20 protein-coding genes and 1 pseudogene are annotated in these 24163 nt (G+C 72.5%); 11 read left to right on the forward strand and 10 right to left on the reverse strand.

What is annotated here, in order from left to right:
- Nucleotides 1–92: 92 nt before the first annotated feature.
- The 3 genes from ssd to BTM25_RS04395 all read right to left on the reverse strand — a co-directional run bounded on the left by ssd (nucleotide 93) and on the right by BTM25_RS04395 (nucleotide 3268).
- Nucleotides 93–1157: a septum site-determining protein Ssd gene (gene ssd / locus BTM25_RS04385; protein ID WP_103561446.1), complete on the reverse strand. Its 1065-nt coding sequence runs from the start codon at nucleotides 1155–1157 to the stop codon at nucleotides 93–95.
- A 667-nt stretch (nucleotides 1158–1824) separates the two neighbouring features.
- Nucleotides 1825–2442, reverse strand: coding sequence for a pentapeptide repeat-containing protein (locus BTM25_RS04390; protein WP_103561447.1), 618 nt, complete (start codon nucleotides 2440–2442; stop codon nucleotides 1825–1827).
- Between the two features lie 34 nt (nucleotides 2443–2476).
- On the reverse strand, nucleotides 2477–3268 hold the full coding sequence (locus BTM25_RS04395; RefSeq protein WP_103561448.1) for a Fic family protein: 792 nt from the start codon (nucleotides 3266–3268) through the stop codon (nucleotides 2477–2479).
- A gap of 231 nt (nucleotides 3269–3499) precedes the next feature.
- Between BTM25_RS04395 and acs the strand changes: the two genes are divergently transcribed.
- The 6 genes from acs to BTM25_RS04425 all read left to right on the forward strand — a co-directional run bounded on the left by acs (nucleotide 3500) and on the right by BTM25_RS04425 (nucleotide 9605).
- The gene (gene acs / locus BTM25_RS04400; protein ID WP_103561449.1) at nucleotides 3500–5467 is read left to right on the forward strand and encodes an acetate--CoA ligase; all 1968 of its coding nucleotides are present in this window, start codon (nucleotides 3500–3502) and stop codon (nucleotides 5465–5467) included.
- Between the two features lie 161 nt (nucleotides 5468–5628).
- Entirely contained in the window at nucleotides 5629–5811 is a 183-nt protein-coding gene (locus BTM25_RS04405; RefSeq protein ID WP_103561450.1) for a DUF4244 domain-containing protein, read from the forward strand.
- Complete coding sequence (locus tag BTM25_RS04410; protein WP_205647959.1) at nucleotides 5808–6191, forward strand: TadE family type IV pilus minor pilin; 384 nt, start codon at nucleotides 5808–5810, stop codon at nucleotides 6189–6191. Before BTM25_RS04405 ends, BTM25_RS04410 begins: the two co-directional genes overlap by 4 nt.
- 320 nt (nucleotides 6192–6511) lie before the next feature.
- A complete protein-coding gene (locus BTM25_RS04415; RefSeq protein ID WP_146058957.1) occupies nucleotides 6512–6877 on the forward strand; it encodes an Rv3654c family TadE-like protein in 366 nt (121 codons plus the stop codon).
- A gap of 250 nt (nucleotides 6878–7127) precedes the next feature.
- Nucleotides 7128–8573, forward strand: a complete 1446-nt coding sequence (locus tag BTM25_RS04420; protein ID WP_146058958.1) for a hypothetical protein — start codon at nucleotides 7128–7130, stop codon at nucleotides 8571–8573.
- Between the two features lie 651 nt (nucleotides 8574–9224).
- Nucleotides 9225–9605, forward strand: a complete 381-nt coding sequence (locus tag BTM25_RS04425; protein ID WP_103561454.1) for a hypothetical protein — start codon at nucleotides 9225–9227, stop codon at nucleotides 9603–9605.
- A gap of 115 nt (nucleotides 9606–9720) precedes the next feature.
- Here the strand turns inward: BTM25_RS04425 and BTM25_RS04430 are convergent, their stop codons facing one another.
- Entirely contained in the window at nucleotides 9721–12030 is a 2310-nt protein-coding gene (locus tag BTM25_RS04430; RefSeq protein WP_103561455.1) for a DEAD/DEAH box helicase, read from the reverse strand.
- Nucleotides 12031–12273: 243 nt separating this feature from the next.
- On the opposite strand from BTM25_RS04430, the gene BTM25_RS04435 reads away from it, so the two are divergent.
- Both BTM25_RS04435 and BTM25_RS04440 read left to right on the forward strand, forming a co-directional pair.
- Nucleotides 12274–12627: an STAS domain-containing protein gene (locus BTM25_RS04435; protein ID WP_103561456.1), complete on the forward strand. Its 354-nt coding sequence runs from the start codon at nucleotides 12274–12276 to the stop codon at nucleotides 12625–12627.
- 15 nt (nucleotides 12628–12642) lie between these two features.
- Entirely contained in the window at nucleotides 12643–13113 is a 471-nt protein-coding gene (locus tag BTM25_RS04440; protein WP_103561457.1) for an ATP-binding protein, read from the forward strand.
- 727 nt (nucleotides 13114–13840) lie between these two features.
- On the opposite strand, the gene sigE is transcribed toward BTM25_RS04440, so the two are convergent.
- Nucleotides 13841–14374, reverse strand: a complete 534-nt coding sequence (gene sigE / locus BTM25_RS04445; protein WP_103561458.1) for an RNA polymerase sigma factor SigE — start codon at nucleotides 14372–14374, stop codon at nucleotides 13841–13843.
- Nucleotides 14375–14614: 240 nt separating this feature from the next.
- On the opposite strand from sigE, the gene BTM25_RS04450 reads away from it, so the two are divergent.
- Both BTM25_RS04450 and BTM25_RS04455 read left to right on the forward strand, forming a co-directional pair.
- Nucleotides 14615–16192 carry an acyl-CoA synthetase gene (locus tag BTM25_RS04450; protein ID WP_103561459.1) on the forward strand — a complete coding sequence of 526 codons (1578 nt, stop codon included), beginning with the start codon at nucleotides 14615–14617 and terminating at the stop codon, nucleotides 16190–16192.
- A gap of 64 nt (nucleotides 16193–16256) precedes the next feature.
- Entirely contained in the window at nucleotides 16257–17708 is a 1452-nt protein-coding gene (locus tag BTM25_RS04455) for a serine/threonine-protein kinase (protein ID WP_103561460.1), read from the forward strand.
- A 3-nt stretch (nucleotides 17709–17711) separates the two neighbouring features.
- Here the strand turns inward: BTM25_RS04455 and rho are convergent.
- Nucleotides 17712–18884, reverse strand: a pseudogene (rho, locus tag BTM25_RS04460) (transcription termination factor Rho); the annotation flags it as partial.
- A gap of 433 nt (nucleotides 18885–19317) precedes the next feature.
- Here rho and BTM25_RS04465 point away from each other — a divergent pair.
- Entirely contained in the window at nucleotides 19318–20094 is a 777-nt protein-coding gene (locus BTM25_RS04465) for an enoyl-CoA hydratase/isomerase family protein (RefSeq protein ID WP_103561462.1), read from the forward strand.
- 150 nt (nucleotides 20095–20244) lie between these two features.
- On the opposite strand, the gene BTM25_RS04470 is transcribed toward BTM25_RS04465, so the two are convergent.
- The 4 genes from BTM25_RS04470 to BTM25_RS04485 form a co-directional block, all read right to left on the reverse strand.
- Nucleotides 20245–21105, reverse strand: a complete 861-nt coding sequence (locus BTM25_RS04470; RefSeq protein ID WP_103561463.1) for a hypothetical protein — start codon at nucleotides 21103–21105, stop codon at nucleotides 20245–20247.
- A 135-nt stretch (nucleotides 21106–21240) separates the two neighbouring features.
- Entirely contained in the window at nucleotides 21241–21885 is a 645-nt protein-coding gene (locus BTM25_RS04475; protein ID WP_103561464.1) for a response regulator transcription factor, read from the reverse strand.
- A gap of 4 nt (nucleotides 21886–21889) precedes the next feature.
- Nucleotides 21890–23170 (reverse strand): sensor histidine kinase, encoded by a 1281-nt coding sequence (locus BTM25_RS04480; protein ID WP_235828226.1) that lies wholly within the window; start codon nucleotides 23168–23170, stop codon nucleotides 21890–21892.
- A gap of 103 nt (nucleotides 23171–23273) precedes the next feature.
- The gene (locus tag BTM25_RS04485) at nucleotides 23274–24113 is read right to left on the reverse strand and encodes a polysaccharide deacetylase family protein (RefSeq protein ID WP_235828228.1); all 840 of its coding nucleotides are present in this window, start codon (nucleotides 24111–24113) and stop codon (nucleotides 23274–23276) included.
- Nucleotides 24114–24163: the final 50 nt, after the last annotated feature.

Here is a 24163-nt window from a genome sequence, read left to right on the forward strand (position 1 = left end):
AGCCCGTGCACGGCCTCTCGCCGATGAGGTTGCGTCTTGGTACGCCGTCTCCTTGGCCGTCCGGCCGCCGGGCAGAGAAGTGCCGGGTAAGGTCAGGCGGCCTTCCGCTGGACGGACGGCACCGAAATCGGCACCTCGGACAACAGGTAGTCGCAGAGCGCCCGCATCGGACCGCGCCGCAGCCCCCGCTCCAGATCGCCGTCCTCCACCAGAACCGCGAGCCGCTGGTCGCGCTCCAGGACCCCGGCGGCGGGCAGCGCCACGCACTCCGCCACGATGTCCGGCGTGAGCCCGGCGGGCGACGGCAGCCCGACGACGAGCCGCAGGTCCGTCGTCAGCTCGGCCAGCGCGGGCGCCCACCGCGCGGCCGCCATCGTCGGCCGGACCTCGGCGGGCACGAGCAGGAACGTGACCGCCGCGGCGCGCAACGCCGCCAGGCCGAGCAGGTCCGGACGGCGCGGAACGTCCACCACGGTCAGTTCGTAGCCGCGCAGGGCGGCGTCCAGCACGGCGGACGCCGCCGCCTCCGGCACGGCACCGCCCGGATCGCCGGTGAGCACGGACAGCTCGCCGACCTTCGGCAGCGACTCGCGCAGCAGCGCCGCGCTCAGCCGTCCCCGCCGCTCGGTGAGCCCGGCCCAGCGGACGCCGTCGTCCTCCTCCACGCCGAGCATCTGGTCGAGCCCGCCGCCCAGCGGATCGGCGTCGACGAGCAGGGTCGGCGTCCCGTCGCGGGCGGCGGTCATGGCGAGCGCGGCGGCGAGGACGGTCGTCCCGGCGCCGCCCCGCGCCCCGCAGACGCAGACCATCACACCCTCCGCGCCGGCGGGTTCGGCGCTGGCGGCGAGGGCGTCGACCACCACGGGCTCGTCGGCGGGCAGGACGGCGACCTTCTGCGCGCCGACGTCGACGGCGCGGCGGTACACGTCGGGGTCGGCGGCGCGGGCGACGAGGACGACGTCGCTCCGGTGCGGGACGCCCGCCAGGTCGTCGGCGAGGTCGTCCCCGACGAGGACGAGCCCGGGGCGCCGCCACCCGAGCCGGGCCGCCGCGGACTGCCGGACGACCTCGGCCGAGGCGCCCGCCGCGGCGGCGAGACGGAGCAGGTCGTCGCGGAGCGGGCCGTCGGCGGTCGCGATCAGCGCGGTGCTGTTCATGATCCCTCCAGGAGGTTCGGAGGGCTCCAGCATCAGGCGGCGGGGGGCGCGGGCGAAAGCCCGTCCCCAACCTGTGGATAACCGGGTGGACGGCCCGCTGACGAACCGTCCACCCGGTCCCAAAATGGGCGACCCCCGCCGGGGGGGAGAGCGGGGGTCGCCGTGCGGTCCGGCTCCGGGGGGGTAGAACCGGACCGTTTCTCAGGAAAGTCTTAGGGACGTAGATCACTACGGGCGCACGCCAGTAGGACCTACAGGAGACGCAAAGTCGCCGCGCCTACAGTGTAGGCAGATACAACATATGCTGCCCGACTGTTACGACTTCCGTCGAGCCACAATGTCGCCCCTGGGGTGACTTTTCTTCTCGATCGGCGGGATCGGCTGCCCTCCGTGATCGGGAATCTCGGGCACCTCGGACAAATCAACCACGAGACCTATTGATCGTTACCGTCCGCGCCGGGAAAAACAAACGATCACCGACTGTGATCGCTAAACGGACTCCCACTTCGGCACGACCAGGCACGAACCAGGCGTTTCGCTAGTCAATTCGCTGGGAATTCGCCCAGCTCATCCGGGATGCCCGACGGGGACGTCGGCCGCCGCCCGCCCGTCCCGACCAGCGGGGAAAGCCTTGACCAGCGTCCGGTCAACCCGCTGGACGCCCCGCTCAGTCCCGGACGTCGAGACCCAGCGCGACCGCGAGCGCCACCGCCTGCACCGGGTCGATGACCGCGCCCCGCAGCTCGACGGTCGCCGGATCCATCGCCGGCAGCACCGAGCCCCGCAGATCGCACCGCGACAGGTCCGCCCGGTGCGCCCACGCCCCCGACAGGTCGCAGCGCACCAGCGTCGCACCGGCCAGCCGCGCGCCGGTCAGGTCGGCCTCGCGCAGCCGGACGTCCGCGAAGTCCGCCCGCCGCAGGTCGGCCCCCGGGAGCCCGACGAACGACCAGTCGCCGCCGCGGACCTTCATGAGGTCGTGCGAGCAGTCGTCGAACATCGACCCGACGACCTTGCACCCGGTGAACGTCGCGTCGAAGAAGGAGCAGCGTACGAACGTGCAGTTGACGAACGCCGCGTCCGTGTGCGCGGACACGTTGAACCGGACGTTCCGGAACACGCACTCGGTGAAGACGGCCCCGTCGCCGGTGGCCTCGGTCATGTCGACGTCCGAGAAGAGCACGCGCGTGTGCTCCTCGCCGCTCAGATCACGCGAGTCCCAGTCGGCGGAGCGAACGGTCGTCTCGGTGGGCGCGGCAGGCGTCCCGTTGCGTCGTTCGGCCACGCGACGACCGTACGCGGTACCGGTGACAGAACCGTCAGCCGCGCATGAACGCTTCGCAGATGGCCTGCGAGTCGCGCGCGGCGGCGGCCGTCGCGGCCGCGCAGTGCGCGACCCACGCCGCGACCCCGTCCTGGCCACCCGCGGCATAACCGCGCAGTGCTTCACCGTAGGCGCCCGACAGCTCGGCATGGCCCGTCTCGGGCGCGGTGAGCGACTTCGGGTCGAAGCCGCGCGCGACGAGCGTGAGCCGCTGCGCGGCGCGGGCGATGATCCCGTCGCCCCAGCCGAAGGGCCGCAGCGTCGCCAGCTCGCCGTGGACGATCGCCGCGACGACCAGCGCCGGAGCCTTCGTCGGCGCCGTCAGCAGCCCGCTGAGCTGGTCGAGCCGGGCCGCGACCACCGCGGGCGGCGGCGGGTCGCCGAGCCCGGCCGGGTCCGTGGACGGCTTGCCCTCGGCGCGCGGACGGCCGAGCGCGTCGGCGTCCACCGCGTCCGCTGCGGCGAGCACGTGCAGCCTCGCGAGGACCTGACGGGGTGCCTGCCGCCACGTCTCGGCGAGCGTCCCGAGTTCGGCGGACACCCGCAGTGAGCCCTGCACGATGGGGTCGGACGGGTTCTCGGTCGTACGCAGCTCGTCCAACGTGACGGACGCGCCCTCCAGCACGGCGGACGCACGCGCACCCCTCAGTGCCGACTCGGTCGATACCTCGGCGCTGCGGCGCCGGAGGATGCGATGGCCGAGGAGACGGTCGACGGCCTTGCGCGCGTCGGCGACGGCGTCGGCCACACCGGGAAGATCGGCAACGGAGGCGAGGGCATCGGTCACGGTGCCGACCCTATGCGGTTCGTGTCGCCGATCGGACTTCGGGCGGTTCGGATACGCGTCGCGGAGAGAGCAACAGGCCGGACGAGTGTGGCGGGCATCACATAGCATCCGTTCGGAGTCAGGAGCCACCGGCGCCCCCGGCCCGCCACAGGGGCGTTGCCTTGTACTGCGCGCGAACTCCTGTTGGAGTGGGTCGGCCGGGAACTCCACCCTCGTCAGCAAGGAGTACGTGTGAGCGAGAGCCAGAAAACACTGTCGAACCTCCTGCGGGAGACGCGGCGCTTTCCCCCGCCGGCCGAGCTCGCCGAGTCCGCGAACGTGACCGCGGCCGCCTACGAGGAGGCCGCGAACGACCGGCTGGGTTTCTGGGAGCGTCAGGCCGACCGCCTGGCGTGGTCCAAACGGTGGGACCAGGTCCTGGACTGGACGAACCCGCCGTTCGCCCGATGGTTCGTCGGCGGTGAACTGAACGTCGCCTACAACTGCGTGGACCGCCACGTGGAGGCGGGCCTGGGCGCGAAGGTCGCCTACCACTGGGAGGGTGAGCCCGGTGACACGCGCACCCTTACGTACGCCGACCTCCGCCGGGAGGTGAGCAAGGCCGCCAACGCGCTGCTGGAACTGGGCGTCCGCAAGGGCGACCGGGTCGCGATCTACCTCCCGATGATCCCCGAACTGCCGATCTCAATGCTGGCGTGCGCGCGGATCGGCGCGACCCACTCGGTGGTGTTCGGCGGGTTCTCCGCGGACGCGCTGCGCACCCGGATCGACGACGCGCAGGCCCGCGTGGTCATCACCGCGGACGGCGGGTACCGGCGCGGCAAGCCGTCCGCGCTGAAGCCGACCGTCGACGAGGCGGTCGCGGACGCACCGAGCGTCGAGCACGTCCTGGTGGTCCGGCGCACCGGTGAGGACGTCGCCGAGACCGAGCGCGACGTGTGGTGGGAGGACGTGGTCGAACGCCAGTCCGACCAGCACACGCCCGAGCCCATGGACGCCGAGCACCCCCTGTTCATCCTGTACACGTCCGGGACGACCGGGAAGCCCAAGGGGATCCTGCACACGTCCGGCGGCTACCTCACGCAGACGGCGTACACCCACTGGGCGGTGCTCGACCTCAAGCCCGAGAAGGACGTGTACTGGTGCTCGGCCGACATCGGCTGGGTGACCGGGCACTCTTACATCGTCTACGGTCCGCTGGCCAACGGTGCCACCAGCGTCATGTACGAGGGCACCCCCGACACCCCGCACCGGGGCCGCTGGTGGGACGTCATCGCCAAGTACAAGGTGACGCTGTTCTATACGGCGCCGACTGCCATCCGCACGTTCATGAAGTGGGGCGACGACATCCCGGCGGGGTACGACCTGTCGTCGCTGCGGGTCCTCGGCTCCGTGGGCGAGCCGATCAACCCGGAGGCGTACGTCTGGTACCGCGAGCACATCGGCGCGAACCGTACGCCGGTGGTGGACACGTGGTGGCAGACCGAGACGGGCGCGATCATGATCAGCCCGCTGCCCGGAGTGACGGAGGGCAAGCCGGGGGCGGCGATGCGTCCGCTGCCGGGCATCGTCGCCGACGTCGTGGACGACCGCGGCGAGTCGGTACCGAACGGCGGCGGTGGGTTCCTCGTGCTCAAGGAGCCGTGGCCGTCGATGCTGCGCACTATTTGGGGCGACGACGAGCGGTACATCAAGACGTACTGGTCCCGGTTCGACGGCATGTACTTCGCCGGGGACGGGGCCAAGAAGGACGAGGACGGCGACCTGTGGCTCCTCGGCCGCGTGGACGACGTCATGCTCGTATCCGGGCACAACATTTCGACCACCGAGGTGGAGTCCGCGCTGGTGTCGCACCCGAAGGTGGCCGAGGCGGCCGTCGTCGGCTCCACCGACCCGGTGACGGGGCAGGCGATCGTCGCGTTCGTCATCCCGCGCGGCGCGGCGGGCGAGGAGGTCGAGGGCGAGGCGTTCCTGAAGGAGTTGCGCGAGCACGTCTCCCGCAAGCTCGGGCCGATCGCCAAGCCGCGGCAGATCATGATCGTTCCCGAACTGCCCAAGACCCGCTCGGGCAAGATCATGCGGCGGCTGCTGCGCGACGTGGCGGAGAACCGGAGCGTCGGCGACGTGTCGACGCTCGCCGACAGCACCGTCATGGACCTGATCTCGTCCAAGCTTCCCGAGGCCAAGCCCGAGGACTGAACGCTCTAGGACGGGGCGGAACGCGGTTGTTCGTCCGCGTTCCGCCCCGTTTTTTCGTGCCCCCTTATCCACAGAACCGAGTTCGACTTTCTCCCGACTGCGGCCGTGAGCAGGCTGAAGTCCGGGCGCCGAGCCGTGCGCCTCCGACGGAGGGAGAACTCATGCGCAGGTGGGAACGGTGCCGGAGCCGCGCGCGGGACCTCGGCATGTCCACGGCCGAGTACGCGATCGGGACGGTCGCGGCGGCGGCCTTCGCCGGGATCCTCTACAAGGTCGTCACGATGGACGCGGTGAAGACCGCCTTGCTGGGGGTCGTGCAGCAGGCGCTCCGGCTCGGGGAATGAGGCGCCGTCGTGACGCGGGCATGGCGACGGCCGAGATCGCGATGGCGCTCCCCGCGCTGGTCCTGGTGGCGGCGATCGTGCTGTGGGGCGAGACGGTGGCGTCCGTCCGGCTCGCCTGCTCCGATGCCGCCCGCAGCGGCGCGCGGGCCGCCGCGCGCGGCGAGTCGCTCTCCGCGGTGCGGTCGCTCGTGGAGCGCGCCGTGCCGCGGGGGGCGAGGGTGACCGTGCGCCGTGACGGCGAGGCGTCGCGGGTGGAGGTGGCCGTGCCGGTGCCGCCTCCGGTCGCGGCGGGCCTTCCGGCGCTGACCGTGACGGCGCGCGCGGTGGCCGCCACCGAACCAGGAGCCGACTCCGTCCCGGCAACCGACCTCTCCCCTTGAAGGACGGGACACGGCTCTCGGTGGACGGTCGGCCCGGGTTCCTCGAACGCGGGGCCTGGGTCGACCGCCGCTGACCGCCGCTGACCGGCGCCGACCGCCGCCGGGCGGGCGGGCGGGCGGCAGGAAGAAAGCACGCCGTTCGCGCTGGGAAGACCGGTGATCACAAGGGCGCGCGGTGAGACCACACCGGGTTCTTGGGGGGACGGCAACCTGCTCGCCGTTCGGAGCACGGAGAGCTGGGTGGGAGCACGGAGAGCTGGGTGGGAGCACGGAGAGCTGGGTGGGAGGACGGGGATCTGGGTGAAAGGGAGGAGTGAAGGGTGCGGCGACGGAGTGATCGGGGGTCGGGGACGGTGTGGGTCGTGGCCTTCATGGGGGTCGTCTGGGCCGTGGGGGTGGCCGCCATTGCCGTCGGCGGCGTCCGGGGTGCCCGGGCGCGGGCGGAGGCGGCGGCGGACTTCGCCGCCTTGGCTGGGGCGGGGCAGTTGGGCGGGGACGGTCGAATGTGCCGCAAGGCGCGGGACGTGGCGGCGGCCTCGGGTGGGCGGCTGGTCTCGTGCGTCGCCCACGGCGGGATCGTGGACGTCGCGGTGGCCGCGAACGTGCGGATGCCGCTGGGGCTGGGGGAGCGGCGGATCGTGGTGCGGTCGCGGGCTGGTCCCGTCCGGAGCGACCGCGTACCCTGAGCACTGCCCGTTGCACTTTCTGTCAATAGATGCGAAGTTGAGGGGTGTTAGCTGCGTCTTTGTCATCGTTCCGTGACGTCAATGGCCTGACGGTGGGTTACGCTGCGGTATTCCCAGGGCAGTCGACGCACGCGGTGACCCCGGCCGCGCTCCGCCCCCGACCCCGCCGTGCGACGCCCGAGCGTCAGCCGGCAGGCCATCCGACGAAGGGACTGAGGTCGTGACCGCGATTCGCAGGATCGGTGCGGTGATGCTCGTTGCACCCCTCGCGATGGGCATCCCGGTCTTCGTCGGCGCCGCGCCCGCCTCGGCCTCCACCGGCGTCACGGCCCCGGCGAACGGCGCCGTCGTCCGCAGCGGCGGTTCGGTGACGGCCAAGGCGACGTTCGACGGCTCGATCGTCCCCGTGTCGGGGGAACTGCACGTCACGACGCCGGGCGGCTCCGACCTCCTGGTCGATCGCGGTATGGCGTTCATCGGCCCCGCCAGCCTTTCCGGGAACGTCGCCATCGCGCGCAACGGCAAGTACACGTTGACGGTGCGCCGGGCCGGGCGCACGGCTTCGACCAGCACGTTCACCGTCCGGGTCCCGCCGGCGCGGCCGAGCGGACTGTCGGCGGCGGCGTCGGGCGGCAAGCTCAAGGTGAGCTGGGCGCGCGGCGGTGAGAGCGACCTCAGCGGCTACACGGTCAACGCGTCGGGCGTCGGGTCGCAGCCCGGGGGCGTGAGCAAGTTCTGCTCGGGGACGGCGTGCTCGGCGACGTTCGCCGTCGGGTCGGCCGGCACGGTGAAGGTGAGCGTCCTCGCCAAGCGGCCCAACGGCCTGGGCGGGACGGTCTCGTCGGCCGCCGCGTCCACGAGCGTCACGATCAAGGGCGGGACCGGCGGAGGCGGCGGCGGGACGGCTCCGCTGCCGACGGCCGGCACCACGCCGCCGCTGCCGACGGCCGGCAACGCCCCCCAGACGCCGCTGACGAACCTCAACGGGCAGTCGCCGGTCACGCTGCCGTCCGTCCAGCCGGACGGCGCGACGCCCGGATACGCCTATCCCGCGCCGCAGGTCGCCGGGCAGAGCACGCCGACCGCCGACAACGCTATGCCGATGGGGCCGCTCGAATGGAGCAGGAACGTCGGGATCGCGCTCGTCCTGCTGGTGATCGCCGCGCACCTCGGGATGTGGACACGGCGGCTCCGCGTCGCGCAGGCCGGTGTCAGCAGCAAGGGCATGGCGGCGCGGACGGCGCGCAGCGGAACCGGCCGCCGGCGTGTGAGCAAGTCGCGGGAGAGTATCTCCGAGGCGGAGACGCTGGCGCGCACCGCGGTGCTCACGCTCGGCACGCCGAAGGGCGCGGCGGACGCCAAGCCCGCCGACGCCGCCGAGCCCGCCCCGACTGGCATGTTCCGCAAGCCCGAGGGCGACATGGAGATGCCCCGGTTCGATGCGCCGCCGGAGAAGCCCGAGCCGTCCGCGCCTTCTGAGCCGTCTGAGCTTTCGGCGCCGCCCGCTCCCGTCGTGGCGACTCCGCAGCAGCCGAACGAGTCCTCGATCTTCGCGGCGGCCAAGCCGACCGCCAAGCCCGTCCGTCGCCGTCCCGCAAAGCTCGGCAAGCGGAAGGGCGGTCGCGGCACGCGTTCGTCCCGCACCCCGGTCGGCGTTCCCGGTTCCGACGACCGCAAGTCCCGGAACGAGCTGTAACCGCCCGCCCGGCTCCACTCGGCACGGCGGGACGCGGCCCCGGCGTGGGTCGGTAATGAGCTGCGCCGACCTCGGCTAGTGCGCTGCGCTGATCTCGGCTGAGGTCGAGCCGGGGAGTGTGGCATGTGGCGGCATGCGGATCCGCAATGAAGCGGCATGCGGATCTGCAACGATCTGCGGTCGCCTGCTTCAGGTCGACTCGTTAAGCGCGGCCAGTGGCTCCGGTATGCGGATTGCCGATGGGATTCAGCCGTCTCGTGCCAGGCCTGCTTGATTTGCTCTTGCTGGGCCTTGCGGGCGCTTAGATGCTCTTTTGTGTCGGGGTGGTCCGGGTGCGCGGCCTTCTCACTCGGTGGGGGTCGCGGAAGTGTTGGACGCGGCGGTGCTGCTGCGTGTGCGCGCTTTCGGTCGGTGATGTGGTGGTGCAGGGATCTAGGTGGGTTCGGGGTGCGCTTGCGGGATGGATGCGGGTGGTTACGGGGTGCTTTCGTGAGTGAAATGGCTGGTCAGGGCGGTGTTGGTGGACGAGTTCTTCGTTCTGGCGGAGTTCTGATCATGAAGTGATGGCGCTGTGCGGGGATGGGGGCTAGGCTCCCCAACCGGCAGAGAGTTCTCCCGGTTTGTCCCGGTAACGGAGAGGAGACGCTCCGCATGATCTTTTTGGGGCTCGTGCTCGTGGTGGTCGCTGTCGCGACCGGTGTCGCCGTCGTCATGGCCAACTCTGATCCGGCGACGCTGTCGGCCTTTGGGAAGACCATCCCGGGTGTCGACAATGAGTGGCAGGTCTTCTTGGCCGGTGCCGTGGTCGCCATCGTGTTCGTGCTGGGGGTGAGCGTTGCCGTGTCCGGTATGCGGCGTTCGCTCGACCTGCGGCGCGAATTGCGCGATCTGCGCGACGAGCATGAAGAAGTACTGTCCACGATGGAGATCGAGAAGCGGCAGCTCCAGCGGGAGCTGGCCAAGGCGCGGCAGAACGGTGGCGGTGCGGCTCCGGCCGTCCCCGCGCAGCGTGTCGCGCCGCCGTTGGGCTGACCTCTCGCGCCTGCCGTCTGATCGCGTTCCGGGTGCGCGTGCCGGAGCGAGTTCGAGCGCTGCCCGGCCGAGCCTGCGGGGACGGCGGACGTTGGCCGGTTCGGTGGCTGCGGGGTCAGTTCGGGCTGGGGGCGTGGCGTAGGAGTTCGGCCAAGAGGTCCAAGGCGCCGGTCTTGTCCAGGGGTTCGTTGCCGTTGCCGCACTTCGGTGACTGGATGCAGGACGGGCACCCCGACACGCACTCGCAGGACGCGATCGCATCGCGGGTCGCGTGGAGCCATTCGGCGGCGTCCTCATAGCCGCGCTCGGCGAACCCCGCGCCACCCTCGTGGCCGTCGTAGACGAAGACCGTGAGCAGGCCCGTGTCGGGATGGAGGGCCGTGGAGACGCCGCCGATGTCCCACCGGTCGCAGGTGGCGAACAGGGGCAGCAGGCCGATCGACGCGTGTTCGGCGGCGTGCGCGGAGCCGGCCACGTCCAGGTCGCCGAGCGCCTCGACGTGGGACTGCGCGAGCGTCCACCAGACGGCGCGCGTCCGCAGCGTGCGCGGCGGCAGGTCCAGCGGCTTCTCGCCCACCATCTCGCCGGTCTGCACCCGGCGCATCTGGTACGCGACGACCTGGCGCGTCACCTCGACCGTCCCGAAGTTCAGCGTGGCCGCCCCCCAGGACGCGCTGCGCAGCGGCTCGACGATCCGGATGTCGGTGACGTCCCGCGCCGTGGTCGAGTAGTCGGGCTCGGCGGGCTCGACCAGGGCGACCGCGTCGTCCAGGTCCAGGGCCTGGACGACGAACGACTCGCCCTGGTGCAGGTACACGGCCCCTTCGTGGACGGTGGTGTGCGCGGACGCCTCGTCCACGGTCCCGAGCAGCCGCCCCGTCCCGGCCTCGACGACCTGGATCGGTTCGCCGCCCGCGCCCCGGATGTCGGCGAGGTCGGTGGCGCGCTCGCGGCGCGTCCAGTACCAGCCGGTCGGCCGGTGCCGCAGCAGCCCGCGCCGGACGAGGTCGGGCAGCAGCGCGGCGGCGGTGGGCCCGAACAGCTCGGTGTCGGCGGAGGTGAGCGGCAGCTCGGCCGCGGCGGCGCACAGGTGCGGCTCCAGGACGTACGGATTGTCCGGATCGAGCACGGTCGCCTCGACGGGCGTGCCGAAGATCGCGCGCGGATGGTGGACGAGGAACGTGTCGAGCGGGTCGTCCCGGGCGACGAGGACGGTGAGCGCGCCCTGTCCGGCGCGTCCGGCGCGGCCCGCCTGCTGCCACAGCGACGCGCGCGTGCCGGGCCAGCCGCAGACGAGGACGGCGTCGAGCCCGGACACGTCCACCCCGAGTTCGAGCGCGTTCGTGCTGGCCAGCCCGACGAGCGTCCGGGAGCGCAAGGACTCTTCGAGCGCCCGCCGCTCTTCCGGCAGATAGCCCGCGCGGTAGGCGGCGACCTGCGCGGCCAGCTCCGGCGCGACCTCGGCGAGCGCCCGCTTCGCCCCGAGCGCGACCGATTCGGCGCCGCGCCGGGACCGGACGAACGCGAGCGTCTGCACGTCCTCCACGACGAGGTCGGCGAGCAGCGCGGCGGCCTCGGCGGTCGCCGTCCGGCGGACGGGCGCGCCCCGTTCGCCGCGCAGCTCGGTGAGCGGCGGTTCCCAGAGCGCGAAGGTGGCGGGGCCGCGCGGCGACGCGTCGTCGTCCACCGCGACGACGGGCAGGCCGGTGAGCCGGGACGCGGCGGCGGCGGGCTCGGACGTCGTCGCGGACGCCAGGACGAACGTCGGCTCGGCCCCGTACCGCGCGCAGACGCGCCGGAGCCGCCGCAGGATCTGCGCGACGTGCGAGCCGAACACGCCGCGGTAGCCGTGCGCCTCGTCCACGACCACATAGCGCAGCCGACGGAGAAAGCTGGCCCAGCGGGCATGCCCCGGCAGCAGCGACCGATGCAGCATGTCGGGATTCGTCAGGACGTAGTTGGCGTTCTGGCGCACCCATGTCCGCTCGTCGCGCGGCGTGTCGCCGTCGTAGGCGGCGGCGCGCAACCGCGTCAGCCGCAGCGCCCGCAGCGCGCGCACCTGGTCGGCGGCGAGCGCCTTGGTCGGCGCGAGGTAGAGGACGGTCCCCTCGGCGCGGACCTCCTCGTCATAGATCGCGGCGACGGCGGGTAGGAGGTAGCCGAGCGACTTTCCCGAAGCGGTCCCGGTGGCGAGAATCACGGAGCGGCCCGCGCGCGCGTGCTCGGCGGCGGTGACCTGATGCTTCCACGGAGCCTCGATGCCGGCGGCGGCGAGCCGTCCGACGAGGACCTCAGGAGCCCAGTCGGGCCACGCCGCAGAACGCCCCGGACGTGCGGGAACGTGCTCGACATGGGTGACCCGGGCACGGCGGGACGGATCGGCCAGAAGCCGGTCGAGGGGAGAAGAAGATCTTTGGACGCCCATCAGGTTTTCAGTGTGCCAGCATGGGCAAAACCAGGGGAACGCCTCGGCGCCGACGGCCTCACCCCCCTGCCATGACCGGCAGATCGCCAGGTCAGACGGGATGGCGCGAAGTTTCGCCTGTCTGGGCGATAACGTGCGTCCAGGACGCCGGAGCGTGGTTGAATCTCGGGCGAAGTTCCGTTCGCCGGGCCGCCCGCCGCGGTATGAGCGGAATCGAATGTGCTGTACGGCGCTGGAGGATCTGTGGACCTGAAGGTGAACGACTACACCACCGACGATGGCCTGACCGTCATCACGGTGGAGGGCGAGATCGACGTCTACACGGCGCCGAAGCTTCGCGAGAAGCTGATCGACCTGGTGAACAAGGGCAAGTTCCACCTGCTGGTGGACATGGAGAAGGTCGAGTTCCTCGACTCGACCGGACTCGGCGTGCTCGTCGGCGGGCTCAAGCGCGTCCGTGCCCACGACGGTTCGCTGGAACTCGTCTGCACCCAGGAGCGCATCCTCAAGATCTTCCGGATCACGGGGCTCACCAAGGTCTTCGGCATTCACACCTCGATCGCCGAAGCCGAGGAGAAGCGCAAGGGCGCCAAGTAGGCGGCTCCCGCTGAGATGGCGATCGTCGAACTCTCATTCAGTGCGCTGCCGGTCCATGTCCGCACGGCCCGTCTGATCGTCACCGCGGTGGCCCGCCGCAGTGGCGTCGAGGAGGCCCTGCTGGACGAGGTCCGGCTAGCGGTGGGCGAAGCATGCTCCCGCGCGGTGGAGGCGCACCGCCGCAACTGCCCGGACGAACCCGTGCACCTGGAGCTCAAGGGCGAGAACGGCCGGTTCGAGGTGACCGTAACCGACGCCGTGCCCGGCGAGGACATCTCCGGGCCGGGCCGTCGCAACGGCTCCGACCCGTCCTCGGGCGACCTCACCTCGGTCGGCACACCGGAGGACCTGGCGTTCGCGCTGGCGAACGGGACCGTGGACCTCGGTCTCGCCGTCATCGAGGGCCTGGCCGACGACGTGGAGATCAGCACGTCCCCGAAGGGCGTGCAGATCCGTATGAGCTGGCCCGCCGAGGAGGCGAACTGAGGCACCCGGTCGACGGCCGCGCCGAAGCTCCCGCTCGACGGCGCGCGCCGACGGCCGTCCCGCCCCTCCCACCGCGCCCGCGTCGCGCGCGATCTGTCCGGTGAGGCCGGTACCGCCCCACTGGACAGCCGACGCGCGCCCGAATGAACGGGCGCCGATCCACGCGCACGGCGGCACCGCGACCGCCCCGCACGGCGACGGCGACGGCGACGGCGACGGCGACGGCGTGATCATGCCCGAACGCGGATTCAGCGGCGGTACCGATCTGCCTGGCTGACGTGCGCAGCTCGCCCGGTGCGGACCGCCCAGGCCGTCCCGCACGTGTACCACCCACACGCCCGAGATAGGACGCTCGCCGCCGTTGCTACGGCGCTTCATGCGCAGCGCGGACGCCGTATGTGCGGGCCGACGGCCGCACGTGTGTACCACTCACCCGCCCGAGACAGGACGTGCGCCGCCGTCGCTACGACGTGGACGGGCGCTTCACGCGCAGCGCGGACGCCGCATGTGCGGGCCGACGGCCGCACGTGTGTACCACTCACGCGCCCGAGACAGGACGTGCGCCGCCGTTGCAACGACCTGGGCGGGGCGCTTCACGCGCAGCGCAGACGTCGCACGTGCGGGCCGATGGGCCGCGCGCGGCGGATGGATCGCTCGCAGCCGCGTCACCACTGGCCAGATCAGGCGGGCGGCGCGTGGGCCATGAGTGGCGGGTTCTTGCCAGGTGTCAGGGCAGGGAGGCTGGTTCTTTGGGGCGGCGGTGTTCCAGGGCCTCGCGCAGGTGGGCGCGGCCTCGGTGGATGCGGGAGCGGACGGTGCCCATCTTCACGCCCAGCGTCGCCGCGATCTCTTCGTAGGAGAGGCCCTCGATGTCGCAGAGGACGACCGCGGCGCGGTATTCGGGGGCGAGGGAGCCGAGGGCGCGTTCGATGTCGGCGTCCAGGTGGGTCTCGTCGTAGACCTGGGCGGGGGACGGTTCGCGGCCGCGCAGCCGGTCGTCGGCGTCCTCGGCGAGCGCGTCGAAGCGGATCCGCTGCCGGCGGCGGGCGCGGTCGAGGAAGAGGTTGGTCGTGATCCGGTGCAGCCAGCCCTCGAAGGTGCCCGGCGAGTAGGACGCGAGCGAGCGGAAGACCCGGATGAAGACGTCCTGGGTCAGGTCCTCGGCGTCGTGCCGGTCACCGGTCAGGCGGTACGCCAGCCGGAACACCCGTGTGGAGTGCTCGCGGACGATCTCCTCCCATGTCGGAGGCGTCCACGCCATCGCGCCTGCGCTCACCGCTACCCCCGTCTGATGCCGAATTGTTACCGCACAGCATGGCGTCTCGTGGATAAGACCGGTGTAAGCGTCGAGGACTTCCCGAGTATCCCGACGGTTCACCTGGGGTAATCGGCTTGTGACCCATCTCACGAAGTTGCGGTGGACGAGTAATTGAATACATACCGACCGGTATGGATGAATCGGGAGATCTCGTACTCCACCCCAGATCGCGAGGGCGTTGGCATGGCGTTCAGTTACAACCTGGCCGACCTTCTGGAGATCCTGGCCCACGCGGGTCCCGAGCGTCCGGCACTGGTGGCCGGGAAGGAGCGCCGCACCTACCGCGAGCTGAACGAGCGCGCGAGCCGCATCGGCCACCATCTGGCCGAGGCCGGGGTGGCGCCGGGCGAGCACGTCGCGATCCTGTCCTACAACCGGGCCGAGTGGCTGGAGGCGATGCTCGGGATCTTCAAGATCCGCGCCGTCCCGATCCCGGTGAACTACCGGTACGTGGCGGCCGAACTGCACCACGTCCTGTCCGACTCCGACGCGGTGGCGCTCGTCGGCGAGCGGTCGCTCCTGGCCCGCGTCGCGGAGATTCGGGACGACCTGCCGAAGCTGCGGCACGTCGTGGCCGTCGAGGACGGCGACACGACCGGCATCGAGGGCGCCGTGGAGTACGAAGCGGCCCTCGCGGCGGCCTCCCCCGACGACGACTTCCCCGAGCGGTCCAGCGACGACCGCTACATCATGTACACCGGCGGCACGACCGGCTATCCCAAGGGCGTCGAGTGGCGCTGCGAGGACATCTTCTTCGGCGCGCTCGGCGGCGGGAACGTCCTCGGCGACCCGATCGGGAGCCCGGAGGCGATCGCCGCGAACGCCGCGCAGCCCGCGATGGCCGTCCTGGACTGCGCGCCGGTCATGCACGGCGCGGGCCAGTGGGTCGCGTTCATGGGCCTGCTCAGCGGCGCGAAGGTCGTCCTCTACACCGAGCACGCGTTCGACCCGAAGGTCGCGCTGGACCTGCTGGCCGAGGAGCAGGCGAACGTCCTGATGGTGGTCGGCGACGTCATGGCGCGCCCGATCGCCAAGGAACTGGCGAAGGGCGGGTACGACACGTCGTCGCTGTTCGCGATCGCGTCCGGCGGCGCCCCGCTCACCACCGCCGCGAAGGACGCGCTGCAGGCCCACCTGCCGAACGTGATGTTCCTGGACAACTACGGCGCGTCCGAGACGGGCACGACCGGACCGTCCGTCGGCGGCGCGGAAGGAACCGCCCGGTTCCAGATGAAGCCGGACACGACCGTCCTGGATGACGACCTCAACGTCGTCAAGCCGGGAGAGATCGGCAAGCTCGCCCGCAGCGGCCACATCCCGCTCGGCTACTACAACGACCCGGTCAAGACGGCGTCAACGTTCTTCACGGACGCCACCGGCAAGCGCTGGTCGATCCCGGGCGACTTCGCCACGCTGGAGGCGGACGGTACCATCACCCTCCTCGGCCGCGGCTCCCTGATGATCAACACCGGCGGCGAGAAGGTCTACCCCGAAGAGGTCGAGGTCGCGCTGAAGGACCACCCGGACGTCTACGACGCCGTGGTCGTCGGCCTGCCCGACGAGCGGTTCGGGCAGCGCGTCGCGGCGGTCGTCGCGCCCCGCCCCGGCACGAGCCCGACCCTGGACGAGCTGACCGAGCACTGCCGCGGCCGGCTCGCCGGCTACAAGCTGCCCCGCCAGATCGTGCTGGTGGACGAGGTGCAGCGCACGGCCGTGGGCAAGTCCGACTACAAATGGGCGCGATCGGTGTTCGCCGGATAGACCGTCAAAAAAGGATTACGCCGGTCAGGACATCCGCCGCCCCCAAGTCGTGCATATAAGGCTCATGGGGGATGAAGGGTCGATACCGCTCGCCCGGCGGTATCGCCTGCTCTCCGTGGTCGGACGCGGAGGCATGGGCACGGTCTGGCGTGCGCACGACGAGATGCTGGACCGCGAGGTCGCCGTCAAGGAAGTGCGGCTGCCCGGCAGGCTCACCGCGGGCGAACGCCGGCTGCTGTGCCGCCGGCTGCTCGGCGAGGCGCGCGCCACGGCGGCGCTGCGCCATCCGGGCGTGGTCGCGATCCACGACGTCGTCGTCGAGGACGGACGGCCGTGGATCGTCATGGAGTTCGTCCACGCCCGGTCGCTGCACGAGATTGTCCGGACGGAGGGGCCGATGCACCCCGTCCGCGCGGCGAAGATCGGCCGGGCCGTCCTGTCGGTGCTGCGCGCCGCGCACGGGGCGGGCATCCTGCACCGCGACGTGAAGCCGAGCAACGTCCTCGTCGACGACGACGGCCGCGTCTACCTCACCGACTTCGGCCTGGCGACCGACGCGCGCTGCGGCCCGAGCACCGACGAGACGATCGTCGCGGGCATCGAGGGCTCGCCCGCCTTCCTCGCCCCCGAGCGGATCCGCGGCGAGGACGCCGGGGCGGCGGCGGACCTGTGGTCGCTCGGCGTCACGCTCTACACGGTCGTCGAGGGCGTCTCGCCGTACGCCCGGCCGCACGCGCTCGCGACGATGGTCGCGGTCCTGCTCGGCGAGCACGCGCCGCCGCGCCGCGCGGGCGCGCTCACCCCGGTGCTCGCGGCGCTCATGTGCCAGGACCCCGGCGGCCGGCTCACCGCGCGCGACGTCGACCGGCTGCTCGCGGACGTGGCCCGTCCGCCGCGGCTGGACCCGCCCGTCTCGTGGCCGCAGCGGCTGCACGTGGCGCTGTCGGCGCGGCGGCCCCGGACCGGCGCGCTCGCGACCGTCGCGATGTTCGCGGTGCTGGCCGTCGTGCTCGGCGCGTGGACGGCGCGGTGGGACGCGGTCGGGCAGGGCGACGCGGCGCTGAAGACCGGCTCGGGCGGGACGGTGCGCGCGGCCACCTACCACGAGGACGCCGGGTACACCATCGACGTCCCGGCGGGCTGGGACCGGCACGCGTCCGGCGACACGGTCGAGTGGACGGACCGGGCGCACGCGCGGACGCTGCGGATCCTCCCGGCGCGCGGCGACGCCCTCGCGGGGCTGCGCCGGGCCGAGCGCGCGGCGCTCGCGGCGGGCGGGCTGCCCGGCTACCGGCGGCTGCGCATGGCGGCCGTCCCGGGGCTCGGCGGCGCGGCGGCGGCCTGGGAGTTCACCTGGCGCGGACACGTCGGCGGCGCTCCGCTGCCGCACGCGCTGCACAGCCTGCACAGCCGGATGCCGGGCTTCGAGTTCGTCTTCACCGCGCCGGACGACCGGTGGACGCCGGGCCAGCGCGAGTACGACGGGATCCTGCGGACGTTCCGCGCCCGGAACTGACGGTCAGGTCGTCTGTTGCACGCGCAGCAGGAACTCGGCGTTGGACTTCGTGCCCTTCATCTTCTCCAGAAGCTGCTCGACGGCCTGCTGCCGGTCCAGCCCGGACAGCGCGCGGCGCAGCCGCCAGTTCAGCGCCAGTTCCTCGGGCGTCATGAGCAGTTCCTCGCGGCGGGTGCCGGACGCCTCCAGGTCCACGGCGGGGAACACGCGGCGGTCGGCGAGGCTCCGGTCGAGCTTCAGCTCCATGTTGCCGGTGCCCTTGAACTCCTCGAAGAACACCTCGTCCATGCGGGAGCCGGTCTCGACCAGCGCCGTCGCGAGGATGGTGAGGGAGCCGCCGTTCTCGATGTTGCGGGCGGCGCCGAAGAACTTCTTCGGCGGGTACAGCGCGGTCGTCGCGACGCCGCCCGCGAGGATGCGGCTGCTGGACGGCGCGGCCAGGTTGTACGCGCGGCCGAGGCGGGTGATCGAGTCGAGCAGCATGACCACGTCGTGGCCCTGCTCGACGAGCCGCTTGGCGCGCTCGACGGCCAGCTCGGCGAGGGCGGTGTGCTCCTCGGCGGGACGGTCGAACGTCGAGTGGATGACCTCGCCGTCCACCGAGCGGCGCATGTCGGTGACCTCTTCGGGCCGCTCGTCGATGAGCACGACCATGAGGTGGACGTCCGGCTCGGCGATCGTGATCGCGCTGGCCAGCGCCTGGAGGATCATGGTCTTGCCGACCTTGGGCGGCGAGACGATGAGGCCGCGCTGGCCCTTGCCGATCGGCGCCATGAGGTCGATGATGCGGGTCGCGAGCGGGCCGGTGTCCAGGCGCAGCCGCTCGTTCGGGAACAGCGGCGTCAGCGACCCGAAGTCGGGACGGTCGGCGGCCTCGCGGGCGGGCAGCCCGTTGACGGTCGTGACGTCGACGAGCGCGTTGACCTTCTCGCGGCTGCCGCGCGGCGGCCGGGCCGTGCCCGCGACGGCGTCGCCGGGACGCAGGTGCGCGGCCTTGACCTGGGCGAGGGAGACGTACACGTCGTCGGGTCCGGGCAGGTAGCCGGACGTCCGGACGAACGCGTGCTTGTCGTGGACGGACAGGATCCCGGTGAACGGGACGACCGGATCGGCGTCGCCGGACGACGCGGCGGGGCGGGCGGTCTGCCGGGGCACCTGCGCGGGCAGGTCCCGCCGGGCGGGCACGGTGCGTTCGGGGGAGATGGTGCTGGGCAAAGGAGGTCCCTTCTCGGGCGGGAACGGCGTTTCACGTCCCTCCCGGATTCCTTCCCGGATACGGCCGGATGACCCCCGGCAGTCGGCGGGATGACGGTGCGATGCGCGGCCCGCCGATGTGCGGGCGGGCGGTCGCGCGATGGGGCCGAATACGCGCTTCGCCCGATACGGGCGCGCAAGGGATCCGGCTCACCGGGCGCTCAGATGGCCCGGACGGGGAAGACGCCTGCGCCGCGCATCCGCGGAAGAACGAAGGCGTCACCTTGACAGTACAGCACGGAACGGGCGCGGCGCATTCCCCGCGCGGTGTGACATGACCGTCCCGGGGCGGGCGCCGGACGGGCCGGGGCCGCGATCTACGATGGCCGCGAGGGCTCGGCAGGAGGGGGCGGACATGACCGGTGGGCTGCTGCGCTGCGCCGTGGCCGACGGCGTCGCGACGATCACGATCGACCGGCCGGACAAGCGCAACGCGATGACCGCCGCGATGTGGCGCGAGCTGCCGGGCCTGCTCGCGGTGCTCGCCGCCGACCCCGACGTCCGGGTGCTCGTCCTCACCGGGGCGGGCGGGAACTTCTGCGCGGGCGCCGACATCGCCGAACTGCCGACGATCAACCGGGGCGAGGGCGCGCACCTGTCCACCCGCGCCGAGGAGGCGCTGGCGGCGTTCCCGAAGCCGACGATCGCCGCGATCGACGGGTACTGCGTGGGCGGCGGCTGCCAGCTCGCCGCGGCCTGCGACCTGCGGTTCGGCACCGGCGACGCCCGGTTCGGCATCACGCCCGCGCGGCTCGGGATCGTCTACCCGGGGACGGCGACGGCGCGGATCGTCCGGCTCATCGGCCCGTCGGCCGCCAAGTACCTGCTCTACTCGGCCGACCTGGTGGACGCCCGGCACGCCCTGCGGATCGGGCTGCTGGACGAGATCGTCCCCGCCGAGGGCCTGACCGCCCGGATCACCGCGTTCGCGGGGACGCTGACGACCCGCTCCCTGCTCACCCAGCGTGCGACCAAGGAGATCGTGGACGCCGTCGTCGCCGGCGAGCCGTTCGGCGACCGCGTCGCGTACTGGCGCGAGGAGGCCGACGCGGGCGGCGACGCAGCCGAGGGCGTGGCGGCGTTCCTGGACCGTCGCACCCCCCGCTTCACCTGGACGACTCCCCGCGCCTGAGCCCCGGCGAACGTCCGAACACACGACCGCCGGGCAGGCCGATCGCCCGCACCCGGACGGCACGCCGCCGATGTCCGCGTCGGACGCCGTGCCGCCGCGCCCGCTCCCGTCCGCGTCGGCCATGGCCGCCGGGCGGCGCCCCGGCGGGTGTCAGGCGGGGTCGGCGGCGAGGTCGGGCTCGGTGTCGGTGTCGGCGTCGATGTCGGGGTCCTGGGCGGGGCCCGGCGGGAGGTCGCGGAAGCGGGCGGCGGGCAGGCGGTGGAGGCGGGCCGCGGCGTCCTTGGGGTCGGCGAGCGGGTCGGCGTCGTCGCGGCTCAGCTCGGCGAGCGGCAGGACGCCCGCGACGAACTCCTCCGCCGTCCGCGCGACGAGGAACGGGCCGATCTGGGCGCCGCCGGGACCGGCGTCCCGCAGGAGCGCGAGCAGGTCGTGGACCGGGTCCTGCGCGTCGGCGGCGTTCAGGGTGCCGAGCAGTTCGATGAACTCGGCCTCCAGCGCACGCGGGCTGCGGCCCGTCAGGTAGCTGCGGACGTGCCACACGCCGTCCCCGGCCGCGTCGACGGGCGGGAGCGTCAGCTCGGCGCGCAGCCCGTGCCGCAGCGCCAGCCGGTCGAACGCGCGGGTCAGCGCGGGCCGCGCCGGGCCGTCGCCGGACGCGAGCGCGCCCGCGACCGTGTCCGGGGCGTCCGCGCCGAGCGACGCCGCGACCGCGAGGTCCAGCCGCCGCGCCAGGTGCTCGCGGACGCCCGCGATTTCGTCGGCCAGCACGTCCAGCCGCTGCTCGGCCACGACCAGCCGCGCCTCGTCGCCCGCCCGGACGGCCGCGCGCCCGTTCAGGTCGTCGGCGTGGAAGCGCCGCAGCTCGGCGATCTCCTCGGTCGCGAGCGTGAGCCGCCGGCCCAGCTCGGCGACCTCGGGACCGGCCGGTCCGCGCGCCTGCTTCCGGTCGAACGCCAGGTACAGCTCCCTGCCCGCGATGGCCAGGCAGAGCAAAGCCAGGATCACCGTCATCGTGCGCCCTCCCCTGGGCCGCCTCGCCGAACACGGCCCGTTCCCATCGTGCGCCCTCAGCAGCGGAAAGTGGCCCCGAAGCGAGGTGTTGATGTCCTTCGCCGAGCCCCCCGCGCCCGTCGATCCTTGACCGGCTCAGCGGTTCAGGTAGGCGAGGACCGCGAGCACACGGCGGTTGTCGTCGTCCGACACCGCGAGACCCAGCTTGCCGAAGATGTTCGCCGTGTGCTTGGCGACGGCCCGTTCGGTCACGACGAGTTGCTGCGCGATGGCGGCGTTGGAGCGTCCCTGCGCCATCAGCTCCAGCACCTCCAGCTCGCGCGGGGTGAGCCGCGCGACCGGCGTGTCGCGGGTGCCGCGGGCGACGAGCCGGGCGATGACCTCGGGATCCATCACGGTGCCGCCGCCCGCGACGCGCCGGACGGCGTCCACGAACTGCGCGGCGTCGAACACGCGGTCCTTGAGGAGGTAGCCGACGGCTCCGGTGCCGTCGGCGAGCAGTTCGCGGGCGTAAAGCTGCTCGACGTACTGCGACAGGACGAGCACGGGCAGCCCCGGAACGCGCCGCCGCGCCTCCAGAGCGGCCTGGAGGCCCTCGTCGGTGAAGGACGGCGGCAGCCGCACGTCCACCACCGCGACGTCCGGCCGGTGCTCGACCAGCGCCTTGAGCAGGGACGGCCCGTTGTCGACGGCGGCGAGGATCGTGCACCCGTGCGCTTCGAGCAGGCTGACCAGGCCCTCCCGCAGGAGGGCCAGGTCTTCGGCGAGGACGACGCGCATCAGGTCAGGCCAGGGCGTTCAGGCCGCACGGCAGCTCCAGGGTGACGACGGTCGGCCCGCCGGGCGGGGAGTTGAGGGCGAGCACGCCGTCGAAGGCGCCGATGCGGCGTTCGATGCCGCGCAGCCCGGTCCCGCCGTCCAGGGACGCGCCGCCGCGCCCGTCGTCGGTGACCGAGATCCGCAGCGCGCCGCCGGCGTGCCGCAGGTCGATCCAGACGCGGGACGCGCCGGAGTGCTTGGCGGCGTTCGTCAGGATCTCCGCGACGGCGAAGTACGCGGCCGACTCGACCGGCGCGCCGGGGCGTCCGGGCAGGTCGGCGGTGACCTCCACGGCCAGCGGGTGGTCGAGGGCGAGGGCCCGGACGGCGTCGGCGACGCCCCGGTCGGCGAGCACCGGCGGGTGGATGCCGCGCACCAGGTCGCGCAGTTCGGCGAGCGCCTGCGCCGAGGACTCGCGGGCGCGGGCCAGCAGCAGCCGCGCCTTCTCCGGGTCCTTGTCGAGCAGGTGCTCGATGGCGCCGAGGCTCATGCCCATCGCGACGAGCCGGGCCTGCGCGCCGTCGTGCAGGTCGCGCTCGATGCGGCGGAGTTCGGCGGCGGACGCGTCCACGGCGTCCGAGCGGGACTCGGTGAGGTGCCGGACGCGCAGCTTGAGCTTGGACGCCTCGGTCGGGCCGAGCAGCGCGGCGCCCCAGCGGCCGTAGGCGCGCAGCAGCGCCGGACCGAACGCGAAGCCGAGCGCGATGAGGACGGTACCGAGCGCGGCCGTACCGATCCTCTGCGTTGGGTCGTCGCCGAACCCGTCGGTGACATGGATGAACAGGTACCAGTCGTTACCGCCGTACTGGGTGAGGAGGTCGCCGGCGAAGCCCGCGAGCAGCCAGCCCCAGACGCCTTCGATGATCAGCAGGCCGGGCAGCGCGGCGGTGAACAGGACGACGATCGGGTCGGCCGCCATCCACAGCAGGTCGCGCCACGTCGCCGGGTCCTGGAGCAGCCGGATGAAACGCCGGTGGATCGGTTCACCGGGCACGTCCGGCAGATACGGGCGTTCGATCTCCGTACCCGTGACGGCGGAGATCCGGCGTCGGTACACGTCCGTCAGGCCGCGCACCGCGATCGTCAGCGGCGGGACGAGCAGCACGCCGAGCCCGATGCCCACCAGCCCGAACGCCGTCAGGTACGCGCAGTAGAGCAGGCACGTCGGCACGCCCAGGAGCAGGAATCCGAGCCCCGGCCACGGTGCGCGCAGCCGGGTGAGCCGGCGCGTGGGAGCGATGTCCACCTTGTCCTCCTGGATCTCGACTATAGGTCCAGTTTTGAGGACATCGGAGGAACGCACAGTGCGCCCGCACCCCGAACCGGGGGTGTACCTAGATGCACCCCGTTCAGAGGGCGGTGAACACCAGCCCGCGCTTCTTCAGCTTGGGGATGACGGTCTTCAGCGCCGACAGCGTCTGCGATCGGTCGCCGCCGCCGTCGTGGCAGAGCAGGATGCTGCCCGCCTTGGCGTTGAGCAGCGTCTTACGGATGTGCCCGACGCCCGGACGGGACCAGTCGCGCGGGTCCACCGACCAGTCCAGCGGCAGCATGTCGTACTCGGCGACCATCTCGTAGACCGCCTTGGACCAGCCGCCGCCGGGCGCGCGGAACAGCGTGGGGACGATCCCGGCGACCTGCGAGATCTTGTCGTGGGTGTGGGCGATCTCCCGGCGGAGCCGTTTCTCCGGCAGGCCGGGCAGGTCGGGGTGCGTCCAGGTGTGGTTGCAGATCTGGTGCCCGGCCGCCGCGACCCGCTGGACGATCTTCGGGTACTCGGCCACCTGCTCGCCGATCATGCAGAAGCTCGCCTTGACGTCGTGCTCGGCCAGCAGGTCGAGCACGCGCGGCGTCCAGGACGGGTGCGGGCCGTCGTCGATGGACAGCGCGATCGAGTTGGGCGGCGGCGCCGGGCTGAGCTGGTTGAGGTAGTACACCGGGTGCTGCGTCGTGGTGAGCGGCGTGGACGTCCACGGCGCGGGCCGCGGCTTCGGCACCGGTTTGGGGGTCGGTGTCGGGGACGGATGCAGGACCGGACGCGGACGCGGTCCCGGTACGAGCGGCGGCGCGGCGATGCGCGAGACGTTCACGCGCGCGGCGTCGGCGCCGAAGGCGGCCAGCCCCGCGGCACCTCCCAGCAGCAGCAACGCGCGGCGCCGGGTCGGACGGTTGTGTTCACTTTCCCCCACAGCCCCCACGGTAGTGGGGTTCGCCGGGGTTGCGGAGCCTAAAACCCGCC

It is taken from the genome of Actinomadura rubteroloni, from assembly GCF_002911665.1.
GTDB classification, from domain to species: Bacteria; Actinomycetota; Actinomycetes; order Streptosporangiales; family Streptosporangiaceae; genus Spirillospora; species Spirillospora rubteroloni.